Origin of the sequence: Pseudomonas sp. WS 5071 (assembly GCF_012985765.1) — a bacterium.
Classification (GTDB): Bacteria; Pseudomonadota; Gammaproteobacteria; order Pseudomonadales; family Pseudomonadaceae; genus Aquipseudomonas; species Aquipseudomonas lundensis_A.
Genome location: NZ_JAAQWY010000018.1, coordinates 44192 through 57663, shown reverse-complemented (window position 1 = coordinate 57663; position 13472 = coordinate 44192). Strand labels below are relative to the sequence as shown.

Sequence of the window (13472 nt, the reverse complement as noted above, 5' to 3'; positions counted from 1 at the left end):
TTTGAATCGGAATAATAAGATCAGCTTTGGCGTAAAAGACCGCATCAGTTTGATCTTTCTCCTACGCCTCAATGGTAATCTCCGCCTGTTTTTCAGGCCTTCTGCGGCGCATTGTCGCGCCTCGAACTTACGCCAATAACAAGACTGTGCGCTCAAGGGCGCCAAAGTCAGGGCATGAGTGTGTCTGGGGAACCTTCTACTTCATGGGGGAAACATCAATGAGCACCAGCATTGCTGCGGGCAGCCTTGCCTCACAGCCGGCGTTCCTGTCCAAGGAACGCATCATCGCAAAACCCGGTTTCAATCGTTGGCTGGTTCCACCTGCCGCTCTGGCCATCCATTTGTGCATTGGCATGGCCTATGGCTTTTCGGTGTTCTGGCTGCCGCTGTCCAAGGCGCTGGGGGTTACGGCTCCCGTTGCCTGTGCACCGGACATGAGCTTTATCGCGCAGGTGTTTTCGTCGCAATGCGACTGGCCGATTTCGATGCTCGGCTGGATCTACACCTTGTTCTTTATCTTTCTGGGATGTTCGGCTGCCGTGTGGGGTGGCTGGCTTGAGCATGCCGGGCCGCGCAAGGCAGGCGTGGTCTCAGCACTGTGCTGGTGTGGCGGTTTGCTGATTTCGGCGCTGGGCATTTACACCCACCAGATCTGGCTGATGTGGCTGGGCTCCGGGGTGATTGGCGGTATCGGTCTCGGGCTGGGTTACATCTCGCCGGTATCGACCTTGATCAAGTGGTTCCCGGACAAGCGCGGCATGGCTACCGGCATGGCGATCATGGGCTTTGGCGGGGGTGCCATGGTAGGTGCGCCTCTGGCGGCTGCGTTGATGGGCCACTTTGCGACGCCCGACAGCGTGGGCGTGTGGCAGAGCTTCCTGGTGATGGCGGCGATTTACTTCGTGTTCATGATCGGCGGTGCGCTGGCTTATCGTGTACCGCCGACCGGCTGGAAACCTGAAGGCTGGACGCCACCGGCGAAAAAAGCCGCAAACGCAATGATCACCCAGCGTCATGTTCACGTCAGTGTGGCCTGGAAAACCCCGCAATTTGCGCTGGTGTGGCTGGTGCTGTGCCTCAACGTATCGGCCGGTATCGGCATTCTGGGCATGGCTTCGCCGTTGTTGCAGGAAGTGTTCGCCGGTAAGTTGCTCGGCAACGACCTGTCATTCAGCCAACTGGACACAGCACAACTGGCGCAGATCGCGGCAATTGCGGCGGGCTTCACGGGGTTGTTGAGCCTGTTCAATATTGGCGGACGCTTTTTCTGGGCATCGTTCTCCGATTACCTGGGGCGTAAAAACACCTATTTCGTGTTCTTCGCGCTGGGTTTTGCGCTGTACGCGCTGGTGCCCAACCTGGGGCATCTGGGCAATGTGTCGCTGTTCGTGGCAGCGTTTTGCATCATCTTGTCGATGTATGGCGGTGGTTTTGCCACGGTTCCGGCTTACTTGGCGGACCTGTTCGGAACGCAAATGGTGGGGGCGATCCACGGTCGTCTGCTGACAGCCTGGGCGGCGGCAGGCGTGCTGGGGCCGGTGTTGGTCAACTACCTGCGTGAATACCAGCTGAGCATCGGCGTCGAGCGTGCTGCGGCGTACGACATCACGCTGTACATTTTGGCGGGCTTACTGGTGCTGGGCTTCATCTGCAACTTGCTGGTGCGCCCGGTGGCCGACAAGTACTTCATGACCGATGCACAGTTGGCGGCCGAGCAGGCGCTGGGCCATGACAAGGGCGCTGATGCCAACACATCGCTGGAGTGGAAAGCCGCGCCGGGCAGCCTGCCGTTGACCGTGGCAGCATGGCTGGCGGTGGGGATTCCGCTGTTGTGGGGCGTGTGGGTCACCGTGCAGAAAACGGCGGTGTTGTTCCAGTAACCGCAAGGGCGCCGCATTCAATGCGGCGCCTTCTCGCGGCCTTTGGCAGCGGCCACACCTGAGGTGCGAAACCGCGCTCTGTCAGTCTTATCCCCTTGCGTGTTTCTGTTTGCCGGACCCGTGCCTATAATGGCCACCTTTTTCGCCCAATGATTTTGCGGAGCTGGTGATGGCCGAACGTAAGGCGTCAGTCGAGCGCGATACTCTGGAAACCCAGATCAAAGCCTCGATCAACTTGGATGGTACCGGTAAGGCCCGATTCGATATCGGTGTTCCTTTTCTTGAGCACATGCTCGACCAGATCGCCCGACATGGGCTGATCGACCTGGACATCGAGTGCAAAGGCGACCTGCATATCGACGATCACCATACCGTCGAAGACGTCGGCATTACCCTCGGTAAAGCCTTCAGCCAGGCGGTTGGCGACAAAAAAGGCATGACCCGCTACGGTCACGCTTATGTCCCGCTGGATGAAGCGCTGTCGCGTGTGGTCATCGATTTTTCCGGCCGTCCGGGCCTGCAAATGCACATTCCTTATACCCGCGCCACCGTCGGCGGCTTTGACGTTGACCTGTTTCAGGAGTTCTTTCAGGGCTTCGTGAACCACGCCAACGTAACGCTGCACATCGATAACCTGCGTGGCACCAATACGCACCACCAGATCGAAACCGTGTTCAAGGCCTTCGGCCGCGCATTGCGCATGGCGATAACGCTCGATGAGCGCATGGCCGGGCAAATGCCTTCAACCAAGGGCGTGCTCTGATGCAGACAGTGGCGGTTATCGATTACGGCATGGGTAACCTGCACTCGGTCGCCAAAGCGCTGGAGCACGTCGGCGCCGGTCGCGTGCTGATTACCAGCGATGCGGATGTGATCCGTGAAGCCGACCGCGTGGTGTTTCCCGGTGTGGGCGCGATTCGCGACTGTATGGCGGAAATCCGTCGCCTGGGCTTCGATTCGCTGGTGCGCGAGGTCAGCCAGGACCGTCCGTTTCTCGGCATTTGTGTCGGCATGCAAGCTTTGCTCGACAGCAGTGAAGAGAACGGCGGGGTCGACTGCATTGGCCTGTTCCCCGGTCAGGTGAAGTTTTTCGGCAAAGACCTGCACGAAAACGGCGAGCACCTCAAAGTGCCGCACATGGGCTGGAACGAAGTGCAGCAGAAGGTCGATCACCCGTTGTGGCACGGCATCCCGGACCTGGCGCGTTTCTACTTTGTTCACAGCTACTACATCGCAGCGGGCAATCCCCGGCAGGTAGTGGGTGGCGGGCATTACGGCGTCGACTTTGCGGCCGCGCTGGCTGAAGGCTCGCGCTTCGCGGTGCAATTCCACCCCGAAAAGAGCCATACCCACGGCTTGCAGTTGCTGGAAAACTTCGTGGCCTGGGATGGCCGCTGGTAATGGCGCGTAAGCCAAAGCCACCGATTCTCACGCTCACCCCTGAGCAAGAGAACGAAGCCAACAGCAAGATCAAACGCTTTATGGAAGACCGTTTCGAACTGGACCTCGGTTCGTTCGAAGCGGCTGAAATCCTTGAGCTGTTCACCCGCGAAATCGCGCCGCATTACTACAATCGCGCGATTTTCGATGTGCAGGCGCACCTCAAAGAGAGGTTCGAGAGCATCGAAAGCGATCTGTGGGCACTCGAAAAGAACTGATTTCCGAGTCACTGACTCCCGAATTTAAAGGTTTGCCAGATGCTGATTATCCCCGCTATCGATCTTAAAGACGGTGCCTGTGTACGTCTGCGCCAGGGCCGCATGGAAGATTCCACGGTGTTCTCCGATGACCCGGTGAGCATGGCCGCCAAATGGGTAGACGGCGGATGCCGCCGCTTGCACCTGGTGGATTTGAACGGTGCTTTTGAAGGCCAGCCGGTCAATGGCGAAGTGGTCACGGCCATTGCCAAGCGTTACCCGCATTTGCCGATCCAGATCGGTGGCGGGATTCGCTCGCTGGAAACCATCGAACACTACGTCAAGGCAGGTGTGAGTTACGTGATTCTGGGCACCAAAGCGGTGAAAAACCCAGAGTTCGTGGCTCAAGCCTGCCGTGCATTCCCCGGCAAAATCATCGTGGGGATGGACGCTAAAGACGGCTTCGTGGCCACTGATGGCTGGGCAGAAGTCAGCACTGTAGAAGTGATCGATCTGGCCAAGCGGTTTGAAGCGGACGGCGTGTCGGCCATCGTTTATACAGACATCGCCAAAGACGGCATGATGCAGGGCTGCAACGTCAGCTACACCGCCAAATTGGCGGCCGCGACCAGCATCCCGGTAATCGCCTCGGGCGGCATCCACAACCTGGGCGATATCAAGGCCCTGATGGACGCCAAGGCGCCGGGCATCGTGGGTGCCATCACCGGCCGTGCGATTTACGAAGGCACTCTGGATGTGGCCGAGGCCCAAGCCTTCTGCGACAGCTACAAGGCCTGAGGAGAACGTCATGGCGCTAGCCAAACGCATCATCCCTTGTCTGGACGTGGATAACGGCCGGGTCGTCAAGGGCGTCAAGTTCGAGAACATCCGTGATGCGGGCGACCCGGTGGAAATCGCCCGTCGCTACGATGAGCAGGGTGCCGACGAAATTACCTTTCTCGACATCACGGCCAGCGTCGATGGCCGCGACACCACGCTGCACACCGTGGAGCGCATGGCCAGCCAGGTGTTCATCCCGCTGACCGTGGGTGGCGGCGTGCGCTGCATTCAGGACATCCGCAACTTGCTGAATGCGGGCGCGGACAAAGTCTCGATCAATACCGCCGCGGTGTTTAACCCTGAGTTTGTGGGCGAGGCAGCGCAGCATTTCGGTTCGCAGTGCATCGTGGTGGCAATTGACGCCAAGAAGGTTTCACTGCCGGGCGAAACCCCGCGCTGGGAAATCTTCACCCACGGCGGGCGCAAGCCAACCGGCCTCGATGCCGTTGAGTGGGCGATGAAGATGGAAGGGCTGGGCGCCGGTGAAATTCTGTTGACCAGCATGGATCAGGACGGCATGAAAAGCGGTTTTGATCTGGGCGTGACGCGCGCCATCAGCGATGCGTTGGGCATTCCGGTGATTGCGTCGGGCGGCGTCGGCAACCTGCAACATTTGGCCGATGGCATCCTCGAAGGCCACGCCAGTGCAGTGTTGGCGGCGAGTATTTTCCACTTTGGCGAATACACCGTACCCGAGGCCAAAGCCTACATGGCCGAGCGCGGGATCGTGGTGCGCTAACCCGAAAGGCTACTGGACAGCATGGCGAGCCCACGGCACTCTTGGGCACGCCATGGATTTAGGTCGCCAGTATGTTGAAACGAATATTGCCTGTTGTCGCCAGTGCCACGCTGTGGCTGGCCAGCACCGTTTTTGCTGCGGAGGTTTCGCGAACGCCGCTGGTGTTGCTGACTGAAAATTTCCCGCCCTACAACATGGCGAAAAACGGCAAAAACTTCGCGCAAGACCAGAACCTCGAAGGCATCGCCGTCGATGTGTTGCGTGCCACCTTCGCCCGGGCGGGCATCCCCTACAGCATGACCCTGCGTTTCCCCTGGGAGCGTATCTACAACCTTGCCCTTGAAAAACCCGGCTTTGGCGTCTTCGTCACCGCCCGCGTGCCTGAGCGCGAAGCCTTGTTCAAATGGGTCGGGCCTATCGGACCGGATGACTGGGTGTTACTGGCGCGTGGCGACAGCCCGATCAGCCTGACCTCGCTGGAACAGGCCAGCGCCTACCGGATTGGCGCCTACAAAGAAGATGTGATTGCGCTCGCCCTTCAGAAGCAAGGCTTGAAGCCCGTGATCGTGTTGCGCGATCAGGACAACGCGAGACGGCTGCAAGCCGGGATGATCGACTTGTGGGCCACGGGTGATCCGGCTGGCCGTTTTCTGGCGCGACAAGTGGGTATTTCAGGGTTCAAAACGGTGTTGCGATTCCATCAGGCCGAGCTGTATCTGGCGCTGAACAAAGAAGTGCCTGACGCCGTGGTGGCCAAATTGCAGAACGCGCTGGATCAACTGCGGGCCGAAGGCGTGGTTGATAAAATACGCGCCAAGTATTTGTAACCGTTAGCGGTAAACCCCGTCCTTGCCGTGCCCGGCCATCGCTTTGTTGCTGCGCACACCGATCATTTGCCGAATATCAATCCAGTCAATGCCCTGAGCCTTGAGCTTGGGTAACTCGCGCTCCAGTACTGCCAGCGTTTGCGGATACGGGTGGCCGATCATCACCGCCGAGCCTTGCTTGCGTGCCAGTCTGATAGCGGTTTCAAGCTGAGTGGTGATGGCTTGCTCGGTGCGCACGTCGTCCAGAAACACATCCCGCGACACGCTGGCCAGGCCGATTTTTTGTGCTTCGGCCGCCGCGACAGTCTGTGCGCTGGTGCGGCTGTCGACGAAAAATTTGTGCCGTCGCTGCAAGTCGCTCATCAACCAGGCCATGGCCTGCGGTTGGGAGGTCATGCGGCTGCCCATGTGATTGTTGATGCCGCTGGTGTACGGCACGGCCTTGAACGCAGCGTTCAGGCGCTTTTCCAGTTCATCGAGGGGCAAGTCGGGGTGCCATGCAAACGGCCCGGTGGCCGGGTCCATGGGCATATGCAGGATGACGATCTTGCCCGCCTTGTAGGCTTCGCGGGCAAACTCGGCGGCGTGGGGTGTATCGGGCATGACCGCCGTGGTGACCGGGCCGGGCAGGCCTAGCACGCGGCGGTCGCGTGGCAGGTTTTGCCCCAAGTCATCGATGATCAGGCTCAGGTAAGCCTTGTGCGGGGTGGCGGGATGGCTGGCCGGCGCCGCGTGGGCGGCACCGGTCAGGCAGCAGAGCAGACTGAGGACGAGCGAAAAGCGCATCTCAATTGCCGCGCGTAATGCTCAGCCCTTTGAGCAGGCTCAGCGCCTGACTCAACTGGAAGTCATCATCCTGTGGCATCGGCTTGGCTTTCACGCCAGAACCGGTCGGCTTGTCGGCGCCGCCGTTGCCATTGCCGAGGTGACCTTGCAGGTCGGCTTCCTTGAAGTACTCGGTGTCTTGCTCGCGGGTGATTTTGGCGCGGTTGACTTCGATGTCCGGCACGATGCCCTGGGCCTGAATCGAGCGTCCGTTCGGGGTGAAATACAGCGCGGTGGTGATTTTCAGCGCGCGGTCGTTGTTCAGTGGCAGCACGGTTTGCACCGAGCCTTTGCCGAAACTGGTAGTGCCCATGACCACGCCGCGTTTTTGATCTTGCAGGGCGCCCGCGACGATTTCCGAGGCCGAGGCGCTGCCGCCGTTGATCAGCACCACCAGCGGTACGTTTTCGCTGAGGTCTTTGCCAGTGGCCGAGAAACGCAGTTCGGAGTTGGCGATCCGCCCTTTGGTGTAAACGATCAGGCCCTTGGTGATGAAGTGATCCACCACTTCGACTGCCGATTGCAGGACGCCGCCGGGGTTGTTGCGCAGGTCGAGAATGATGCCCTTGAGCTTTTTATTGCCATTGTCACGGCGCAACTTGGCGAGGGCTGCGGCGACTTCTTCGCCGGTCTTGACCTGGAACTGGGTGATGCGAATGTAGCCATAGCCATCTTCCAGCAATTGCGCCTTCACGCTTTTGACCTGAATGTTGGCGCGGGTCAGGGTCACGTCAAACGGCGTGCCGCCATCGCGTACGAGGGTCAGGGTGATTTTTTGCCCGACCTTGCCGCGCATCTTGTCCACAGCTTCGGTCATGGTCAGGCCGCGGGTCGGCTGGCCATTGATCTTGACGATAAAATCGCCTGCCTGAATCCCGGCCTTGCTGGCAGGGGTGTCGTCGATGGGCGAAACGATTTTGATATTGCCGTCTTCGGTGCCGACTTCGATCCCAAGCCCGCCGAATTCACCGCTGGTGCTTTCTTGCAGTTCGGCAAAATCCTCAGGCCCAAGGTACGCAGAGTGCGGATCAAGATTGCTGAGCATGCCTTTGATGGCGTTTTCAAGCAGGGTCTTGTCGTCCACAGGCTCAACGTACGCAGCTTTGATCCGGTCCATGACTTCGGCAAAGGTGCGCAGCTCATCCAGCGGCAGCGGGGCCTTGGCGCTGGCGGCAGTGGCGGCGGGCTGGGCAGTCTGCCCGGCCGCCAGGGCCAGAGGCGAAGCAATCACCAAGGCGATTGTCAGGGCCAGCGAGTTGAGGCGGGACAAGTGCGGCATGTTGAGCGAACTCCTACGTATTAAAGGTGATGGGCTCATCCTTGAGCGCGGCACCATTGTGCGGGGTCGCTGGGGCGGCCCTGCTGACGAATAGCAAAATACAGCGCCGGAGTGGCCTGGCCACCGCTGTTACCCACGGTGGAAATCACTTCCCCGGCTTTTACGATGTCTCCGGCAGACTTGAGCAGCGTCTGGTTGTGGCCATACAAGCTCAAGTAGCCATTACCGTGGTCCAGAATGACCAGTTGGCCCGCGCCGCGCAGCCAGTCGGCGAACACCACGCGTCCACCGTGCACGGCGTGCACCTGAGTGCCAGCGCCTGCGCTGATCATCACCCCGTCCCACTTGGTGCGGGCATCATCGCCACGGCTTTCACCGAAACGCGCTAGCAATCGACCATCAACGGGCCACGGAAGTTTGCCGCGTGCCTGAGAAAAAGGTCCGCCATACGAAACCCCGGCGCTGGAGACCAGTGCGCCGGGTGTAGGTTTGACCGGTTTACGCGGGGCGTCGGTCACAACCGATTCAGCCTCGCGCTGGCGTTTGCGTTCTGCTTCTTGCTGGGCCAGCAAGGCTTTCTGGCGGGCGGCTTCGGCTTCGCGTGCCTGACGCGCCAGGGTTTCCTCGATGGTCTTGAGGACTTTAGCCAGATCTGCCTGATCCTGCTCGCGGGCTTGCAACTTTTGGTCGCGGTCTTTGACATCTTTGTTGAGCTTGGCCAGCACTTGCTGGCGCTCGGCTTTGACGTTGTCGAGCTCGGCGCGCTGGCTGTCGAGTGCGCTTTTTTGCGTCAGCAGTTGCGCCTGTTGCAGGTTGATATCGGCTTCGACGTTGGCCAATTGGCGCAGGGTTTCATTGAACCCTTTCAGCTGTTCCAGGCGGGCCTGGCTCAGGTAATCGTAATAGGTGAGGGTGCGGGCAAATTTCTCGGGGTGTTGTTGGTTGAGCAGCATTTTCAGGTATTCCTGACGCCCGCCCTGGTAGGCAGCACGGGCCTGAATGGCGATCAGGCGTTGCTGTTCAACTTTTGCGCTGTTGAGTTTTTTTTTCTCACTATCAAGGCGCAGCAGCTCGCCTTCACTCTTTTTTAGTTCTTTTTGCAGTTCCTCCACCTGTTTTTCCAGCTTGCCGATTTCAGTCTCGGTGCTGCGCAGGTCTTTCTGCACGCCGGATTTTTCTTCCTGGAGTTTGCCGAGCAGTTTTTTCAGCTCGCCGATGTCCTGGCGGGTGGCTTCAAGCTGTTGTTGGGTTTGCGCACGCTCATCGGCAAAGGCCGGTTGCAGCATGCACGTGAGAGTCAGGGCTATAAGGGCGCGGAGCATGGGGCGGGCGACACCTGGGGAATGGGACGGCCTAGTATGCCCGCCCTCGTTAAGTATGAGAAATCCGTGAGATGAAATACCCGTAGTCGCTGCCGCAGGCTGCGCAGGGCGGTGCATACGCCGGTTTGCTTGAGCGTTGCACCGTCCTTTTAGGCAGCCTGTGCCAGCGGTCACAGGTTTACATTAGTCGACCAGGATCGATTTGCCGGTCATTTCTTCTGGCTGTGGCAGCCCCAGCAACTTGAGCATGGTCGGTGCCACATCTGCCAGCACGCCACCCTCACGTACTTTGAGATTGCGTTTGCCAACATAAATAAACGGTACCGGTTCGCAGGTGTGAGCCGTGTGCGCCTGGCCGGTGCATTCGTCAGACATCTGCTCGACGTTGCCGTGGTCGGCCGTAATCAGGGCTTCGCCGCCGACTTTTTCCAGCGCTTCGACAATCCTGCCCACGCAGGCGTCCAGGCATTCCACCGCTTTGACCGCTGCATCGAACACGCCGCTGTGGCCCACCATGTCGCCGTTGGCGTAGTTGACCACGATCACGTCGTAACGCTGGTGCTCAATGGCATCGACGATCTTGTCAGTGACTTCGGGCGCGCTCATTTCTGGCTGCAAGTCGTAGGTCGCGACTTTCGGCGATGGTACGAGGATGCGTTCTTCGCCCGGGAAAGGCTCTTCGCGGCCGCCGGAGAAGAAAAAGGTCACGTGGGCGTATTTTTCGGTCTCGGCAATGCGCAGCTGAGTTTTACCGTTTTTCGCCAGGTAATCGCCCAGTACGTTTTCCAGGCTGCCCGGAGCAAAGGCGCTCGGTGCCGCAATGCTGGCCGCGTATTGGGTCAGCATCACAAAGCTGGCCAGTTTTGGCTGACGGGCACGTGCGAACGCTTTGAAATCGTCTTCGACGAATACGCGGCTCAGCTCGCGGGCGCGGTCGGCGCGGAAGTTCATGAAGACCACAGCATCGCCGTCTTCCACTTTGACCGGCTCGCCGATGGTCGTGGCTTTGACGAATTCGTCGCTTTCGTTTCGGTCGTACGCTGCTTGCAGGCCTGCTTGGGCGGTGGGGGCGTTGAACTCGCCTTTGCCGTCAACAATCAGGTTGTACGCTTGCTCGACGCGGTCCCAGCGGTTATCGCGGTCCATGGCGAAGTAGCGGCCGATCAGGCTGGCAATACGGCCTTTGCCGAGGGCTTTGAATGCTTCGTCCAGTAATTCAATCGAAGACGCTGCGCTTTTTGGCGGGGTATCACGCCCATCCAGGAACGCGTGCAGGTAGATCTTTTCGGCGCCGCGTTTGAAAGCCAGTTCTGCCATGGCCACCAGGTGATCTTGATGGCTATGCACGCCGCCGTCGGACAGCAGGCCCATGATGTGCACGGCCTTGCCGTTGGCAACAGCCTTGTCGACCGCCGCGCAGAGGGTCGGGTTCTCGAAGAACTCGCCGTCGCGGATCGACTTGGTGATACGGGTGAAGTCTTGATACACCACGCGGCCAGCGCCCAGGTTCATGTGGCCAACCTCGGAGTTGCCCATTTGCCCGTCCGGCAGGCCGACATCCATGCCTGAACCTGAGATCAGGCCGTTTGGCATGCTTGCGCAGAGACGATCGAGCACCGGTTTCTTGGCCGAATAAACGGCGTTGTGTTCGTGGCTTTCACTGTGACCGAAGCCATCCAGGATGATCAGGACCAAAGGTTTAGGCGTGGTAGTCATAGATCCCACTCGTGGCTGGTTTAGAAGAAGGGTTGCAGAGGACGGGCAGTTTAAAGCGAAGTTCATGTGGCGTCACCGCCGGGCGGGGTTTGGCCGACCAAGGCGGCTGTGTATACTGGCCCACATTTTACGACCCTGGAACCTTCTGATGGTTGATCACCTGATTGCATTTGCCACTTCCCACTACCTGTTGGTGGGCGCGTTTGTCATCCTGCTGGCGTTGTTGATTGCCCACGAAATGAGCCGTGGCGGACGTAGCATCAGCACCGGCGAACTGACCGGCCTGGTCAATCGCGACGAAGGTGTGGTGATTGATATTCGCCCGGCCAAGGACTTCGCCGCCGGCCACATCGTGGGTGCGCTGAACATTCCGCAAGACAAACTGATGGCGCGCATTGCCGAGCTGGACAAGCACAAGGGCAAAACCCTGATTCTGGTTGACGCTCAAGGCCAGCACTCCGGTTCCCACGCTCGCGAACTGCTGAAAGCCGGTTACAACGCCGCCAAATTGTCCGGTGGCATTGCCAGCTGGCGTGCCGATAACCTGCCTGTGGTGAAGTAAGCATGTCCAAGGTCATCGTTTATTCCAGCGACTATTGCCCTTATTGCATGCGGGCCAAAGGCCTGCTTGAAAAGAAAGGCGTCGCCTTTGAAGAAATCAAGGTCGATGGCAAGCCACAAGTGCGCGCCGACATGGCTCAGAAAGCAGGCCGTACCTCGGTGCCGCAAATCTGGATCAATGGCAAACACGTGGGCGGCTGCGATGACCTGTTCGCGCTTGAGCGCGCCGGTAAACTGGACGCGCTGCTGAACGTCTGACTCTCATTCTCTATAAGCCCCAAGATCAACAAGGATCTGTGATGACTGACCAACAGAACACCGCTGCGACTGAAGACGATACTTCCCCACAATTCTCGTTGCAGCGCATCTACGTGCGTGACCTGTCGTTTGAAGCGCCGAAAAGCCCGGCGATCTTCCGTCAGCAGTGGGAACCGACAGTTGCGCTGGATCTGAACACCCGTCAGAAGCCGCTGGAAGGTGATTTCTACGAAGTCGTACTGACCCTGTCGGTCACGGTCAAAAACGCTGAAGAAGTGGCGTTCATTGCTGAAGTGCAACAGGCTGGCATCTTCCTGATCAAAAACCTTGATGCAGGCTCGATGAACCACACCCTGGGCGCGTTCTGCCCGAACATCCTGTTCCCTTACGCCCGTGAAACCCTGGACAGCCTGGTGACCCGTGGTTCGTTCCCGGCCCTGATGCTGTCTCCGGTGAACTTCGATGCCCTGTACGCGCAAGAGCTGCAGCGCATGCAGGAAGAAGGCACACCGACTGTTCAGTAAGCAGCCGATGTGACAAAAAAGCGCCGTAAAGGCGCTTTTTTTATGGGGCCATGGCCGGGTTACTTGAAACCCTGCTGGCGCCAGGCTTCATACACCGCGACGGCTACGGTGTTGGACAGGTTCAGGCTGCGGCAGCCTTCGCGCATCGGCAGGCGCAAGCGGTGCTCGCCGTCCAGTGCGTCCAGCACTTCAGGCGGCAGGCCACGGCTTTCAGGCCCGAAGATAAAGGCATCGCCCTCGGCAAACTGCACGTCATGAAACGGCTTTGAGCCTTTGGTGGTGAAGGCAAACAGGCGCGGGTGCCCCAGACTTTCAAGGCAACTGGCCAGATCGGCATGACGCTTGAGCGGCGCATACTCGTGGTAATCGAGCCCGGCGCGGCGCAAGCGCTTGTCATCGAGTTCAAAGCCGATGGGCTCAATCAAATGCAGGTGGCAGCCGCTGTTGGCGCACAGCCTGATAATGTTGCCGGTATTCGGCGGAATTTCTGGTTGAAAAAGGATGACGTGAAACATGCACGGCTCCGAATTAAAAGATGGGCAGGATTCTACTCTCGAAGAGGACCCGCGACCTAAACTCTGGCCGCGTGTTTTAGGTTCTTTGGCGATTGTAGGTTTTATGGTGGGGATGATGATCGGCCGTTTGACCACGCCCGAGCCCGTTCAATTGCAACAGGTCGAGGTGTTACCGGGCGCCTTGGTGGTGTGGTTCAGCGATGAACCCAAGCTGCATGGTGAAATGATCGATGGCACGGTTGGTCTGTTGTTCGATGCCCAAGGCAAGGCGCAGAACGGTCAGTTCAAGCTCAACGATAAAGAAGCGAACTGGCGGGTGCGACGCACCGACTCAGGCTTGTTGCTAACCGTGGTGGCGGCCCGCGCCCTGCTGGGCGAATGGGCCGGCGCGCCGCAGGACGGGCGCTGGCGTTTGCAGGTCAACGTGCGTGAGCAATAAAAGAGGGAAGTCCGGCCTGCCTGTACCGGGTTCCCCAAACCGGGGTGCGCCTTGATGCCAAGAGCATCCAGGTCGCGGGTGTAAAAGTGGGGAGTCCTGGCCTGCCTGTA

General features: G+C 59.1%; 16 protein-coding genes. 11 read left to right on the top strand and 5 right to left on the bottom strand.

What is annotated here, in order from left to right:
• Nucleotides 1–218 precede the first annotated feature (218 nt).
• The 7 genes from HBN61_RS12835 (at nucleotide 219) to HBN61_RS12805 (ending at nucleotide 5923) form a co-directional block, all read left to right on the top strand.
• Entirely contained in the window at nucleotides 219–1880 is a 1662-nt protein-coding gene (locus HBN61_RS12835; protein ID WP_094994305.1) for an OFA family MFS transporter, read from the top strand.
• Between the two features lie 169 nt (nucleotides 1881–2049).
• On the top strand, nucleotides 2050–2643 hold the full coding sequence (gene hisB, locus HBN61_RS12830; RefSeq protein ID WP_047272898.1) for an imidazoleglycerol-phosphate dehydratase HisB: 594 nt from the start codon (nucleotides 2050–2052) through the stop codon (nucleotides 2641–2643).
• On the top strand, nucleotides 2643–3281 hold the full coding sequence (gene hisH, locus HBN61_RS12825) for an imidazole glycerol phosphate synthase subunit HisH (protein ID WP_094994304.1): 639 nt from the start codon (nucleotides 2643–2645) through the stop codon (nucleotides 3279–3281). Before hisB ends, hisH begins: the two co-directional genes overlap by 1 nt.
• Nucleotides 3281–3538, top strand: a complete 258-nt coding sequence (locus HBN61_RS12820; RefSeq protein ID WP_047279761.1) for a DUF2164 domain-containing protein — start codon at nucleotides 3281–3283, stop codon at nucleotides 3536–3538. Before hisH ends, HBN61_RS12820 begins: the two co-directional genes overlap by 1 nt.
• Nucleotides 3539–3577: 39 nt before the next feature.
• A complete protein-coding gene (hisA, locus tag HBN61_RS12815; protein ID WP_094994303.1) occupies nucleotides 3578–4315 on the top strand; it encodes a 1-(5-phosphoribosyl)-5-[(5-phosphoribosylamino)methylideneamino]imidazole-4-carboxamide isomerase in 738 nt (245 codons plus the stop codon).
• A 10-nt stretch (nucleotides 4316–4325) separates the two neighbouring features.
• Nucleotides 4326–5096: an imidazole glycerol phosphate synthase subunit HisF gene (gene hisF / locus HBN61_RS12810; protein WP_003438568.1), complete on the top strand. Its 771-nt coding sequence runs from the start codon at nucleotides 4326–4328 to the stop codon at nucleotides 5094–5096.
• 71 nt (nucleotides 5097–5167) lie between these two features.
• Nucleotides 5168–5923, top strand: coding sequence for a substrate-binding periplasmic protein (locus HBN61_RS12805; RefSeq protein WP_094994302.1), 756 nt, complete (start codon nucleotides 5168–5170; stop codon nucleotides 5921–5923).
• 3 nt (nucleotides 5924–5926) lie between these two features.
• On the opposite strand, the gene HBN61_RS12800 is transcribed toward HBN61_RS12805, so the two are convergent.
• The 4 genes from HBN61_RS12800 to gpmI all read right to left on the bottom strand — a co-directional run bounded on the left by HBN61_RS12800 (nucleotide 5927) and on the right by gpmI (nucleotide 11065).
• Nucleotides 5927–6709, bottom strand: a complete 783-nt coding sequence (locus tag HBN61_RS12800) for a divergent polysaccharide deacetylase family protein (protein ID WP_094994301.1) — start codon at nucleotides 6707–6709, stop codon at nucleotides 5927–5929.
• Between the two features lies 1 nt (nucleotide 6710).
• Nucleotides 6711–8027, bottom strand: coding sequence for a S41 family peptidase (locus HBN61_RS12795; protein ID WP_094994300.1), 1317 nt, complete (start codon nucleotides 8025–8027; stop codon nucleotides 6711–6713).
• Between the two features lie 35 nt (nucleotides 8028–8062).
• Nucleotides 8063–9349, bottom strand: a complete 1287-nt coding sequence (locus HBN61_RS12790; protein WP_094994299.1) for a murein hydrolase activator EnvC family protein — start codon at nucleotides 9347–9349, stop codon at nucleotides 8063–8065.
• 183 nt (nucleotides 9350–9532) lie between these two features.
• Nucleotides 9533–11065, bottom strand: coding sequence for a 2,3-bisphosphoglycerate-independent phosphoglycerate mutase (gene gpmI, locus HBN61_RS12785; RefSeq protein ID WP_170046904.1), 1533 nt, complete (start codon nucleotides 11063–11065; stop codon nucleotides 9533–9535).
• Nucleotides 11066–11213: 148 nt separating this feature from the next.
• Here gpmI and HBN61_RS12780 point away from each other — a divergent pair, with 148 nt between their 5' ends.
• The 3 genes from HBN61_RS12780 to secB are packed head-to-tail and all read left to right on the top strand — an operon-like array spanning nucleotide 11214 to nucleotide 12408.
• A complete protein-coding gene (locus tag HBN61_RS12780) occupies nucleotides 11214–11627 on the top strand; it encodes a rhodanese-like domain-containing protein (protein WP_047272907.1) in 414 nt (137 codons plus the stop codon).
• Between the two features lie 2 nt (nucleotides 11628–11629).
• Nucleotides 11630–11884 (top strand): glutaredoxin 3, encoded by a 255-nt coding sequence (gene grxC, locus HBN61_RS12775; RefSeq protein ID WP_094994297.1) that lies wholly within the window; start codon nucleotides 11630–11632, stop codon nucleotides 11882–11884.
• A 41-nt stretch (nucleotides 11885–11925) separates the two neighbouring features.
• On the top strand, nucleotides 11926–12408 hold the full coding sequence (secB, locus tag HBN61_RS12770; protein ID WP_047272909.1) for a protein-export chaperone SecB: 483 nt from the start codon (nucleotides 11926–11928) through the stop codon (nucleotides 12406–12408).
• 59 nt (nucleotides 12409–12467) lie between these two features.
• Here secB and trmL read toward each other — a convergent pair whose 3' ends face one another.
• Nucleotides 12468–12923 carry a tRNA (uridine(34)/cytosine(34)/5-carboxymethylaminomethyluridine(34)-2'-O)-methyltransferase TrmL gene (gene trmL / locus HBN61_RS12765; RefSeq protein ID WP_094994296.1) on the bottom strand — a complete coding sequence of 152 codons (456 nt, stop codon included), beginning with the start codon at nucleotides 12921–12923 and terminating at the stop codon, nucleotides 12468–12470.
• On the opposite strand from trmL, the gene HBN61_RS12760 reads away from it, so the two are divergent.
• Nucleotides 12922–13362, top strand: a complete 441-nt coding sequence (locus HBN61_RS12760) for a hypothetical protein (RefSeq protein WP_094994295.1) — start codon at nucleotides 12922–12924, stop codon at nucleotides 13360–13362. The genes trmL and HBN61_RS12760 overlap by 2 nt on opposite strands.
• Nucleotides 13363–13472: the final 110 nt, after the last annotated feature.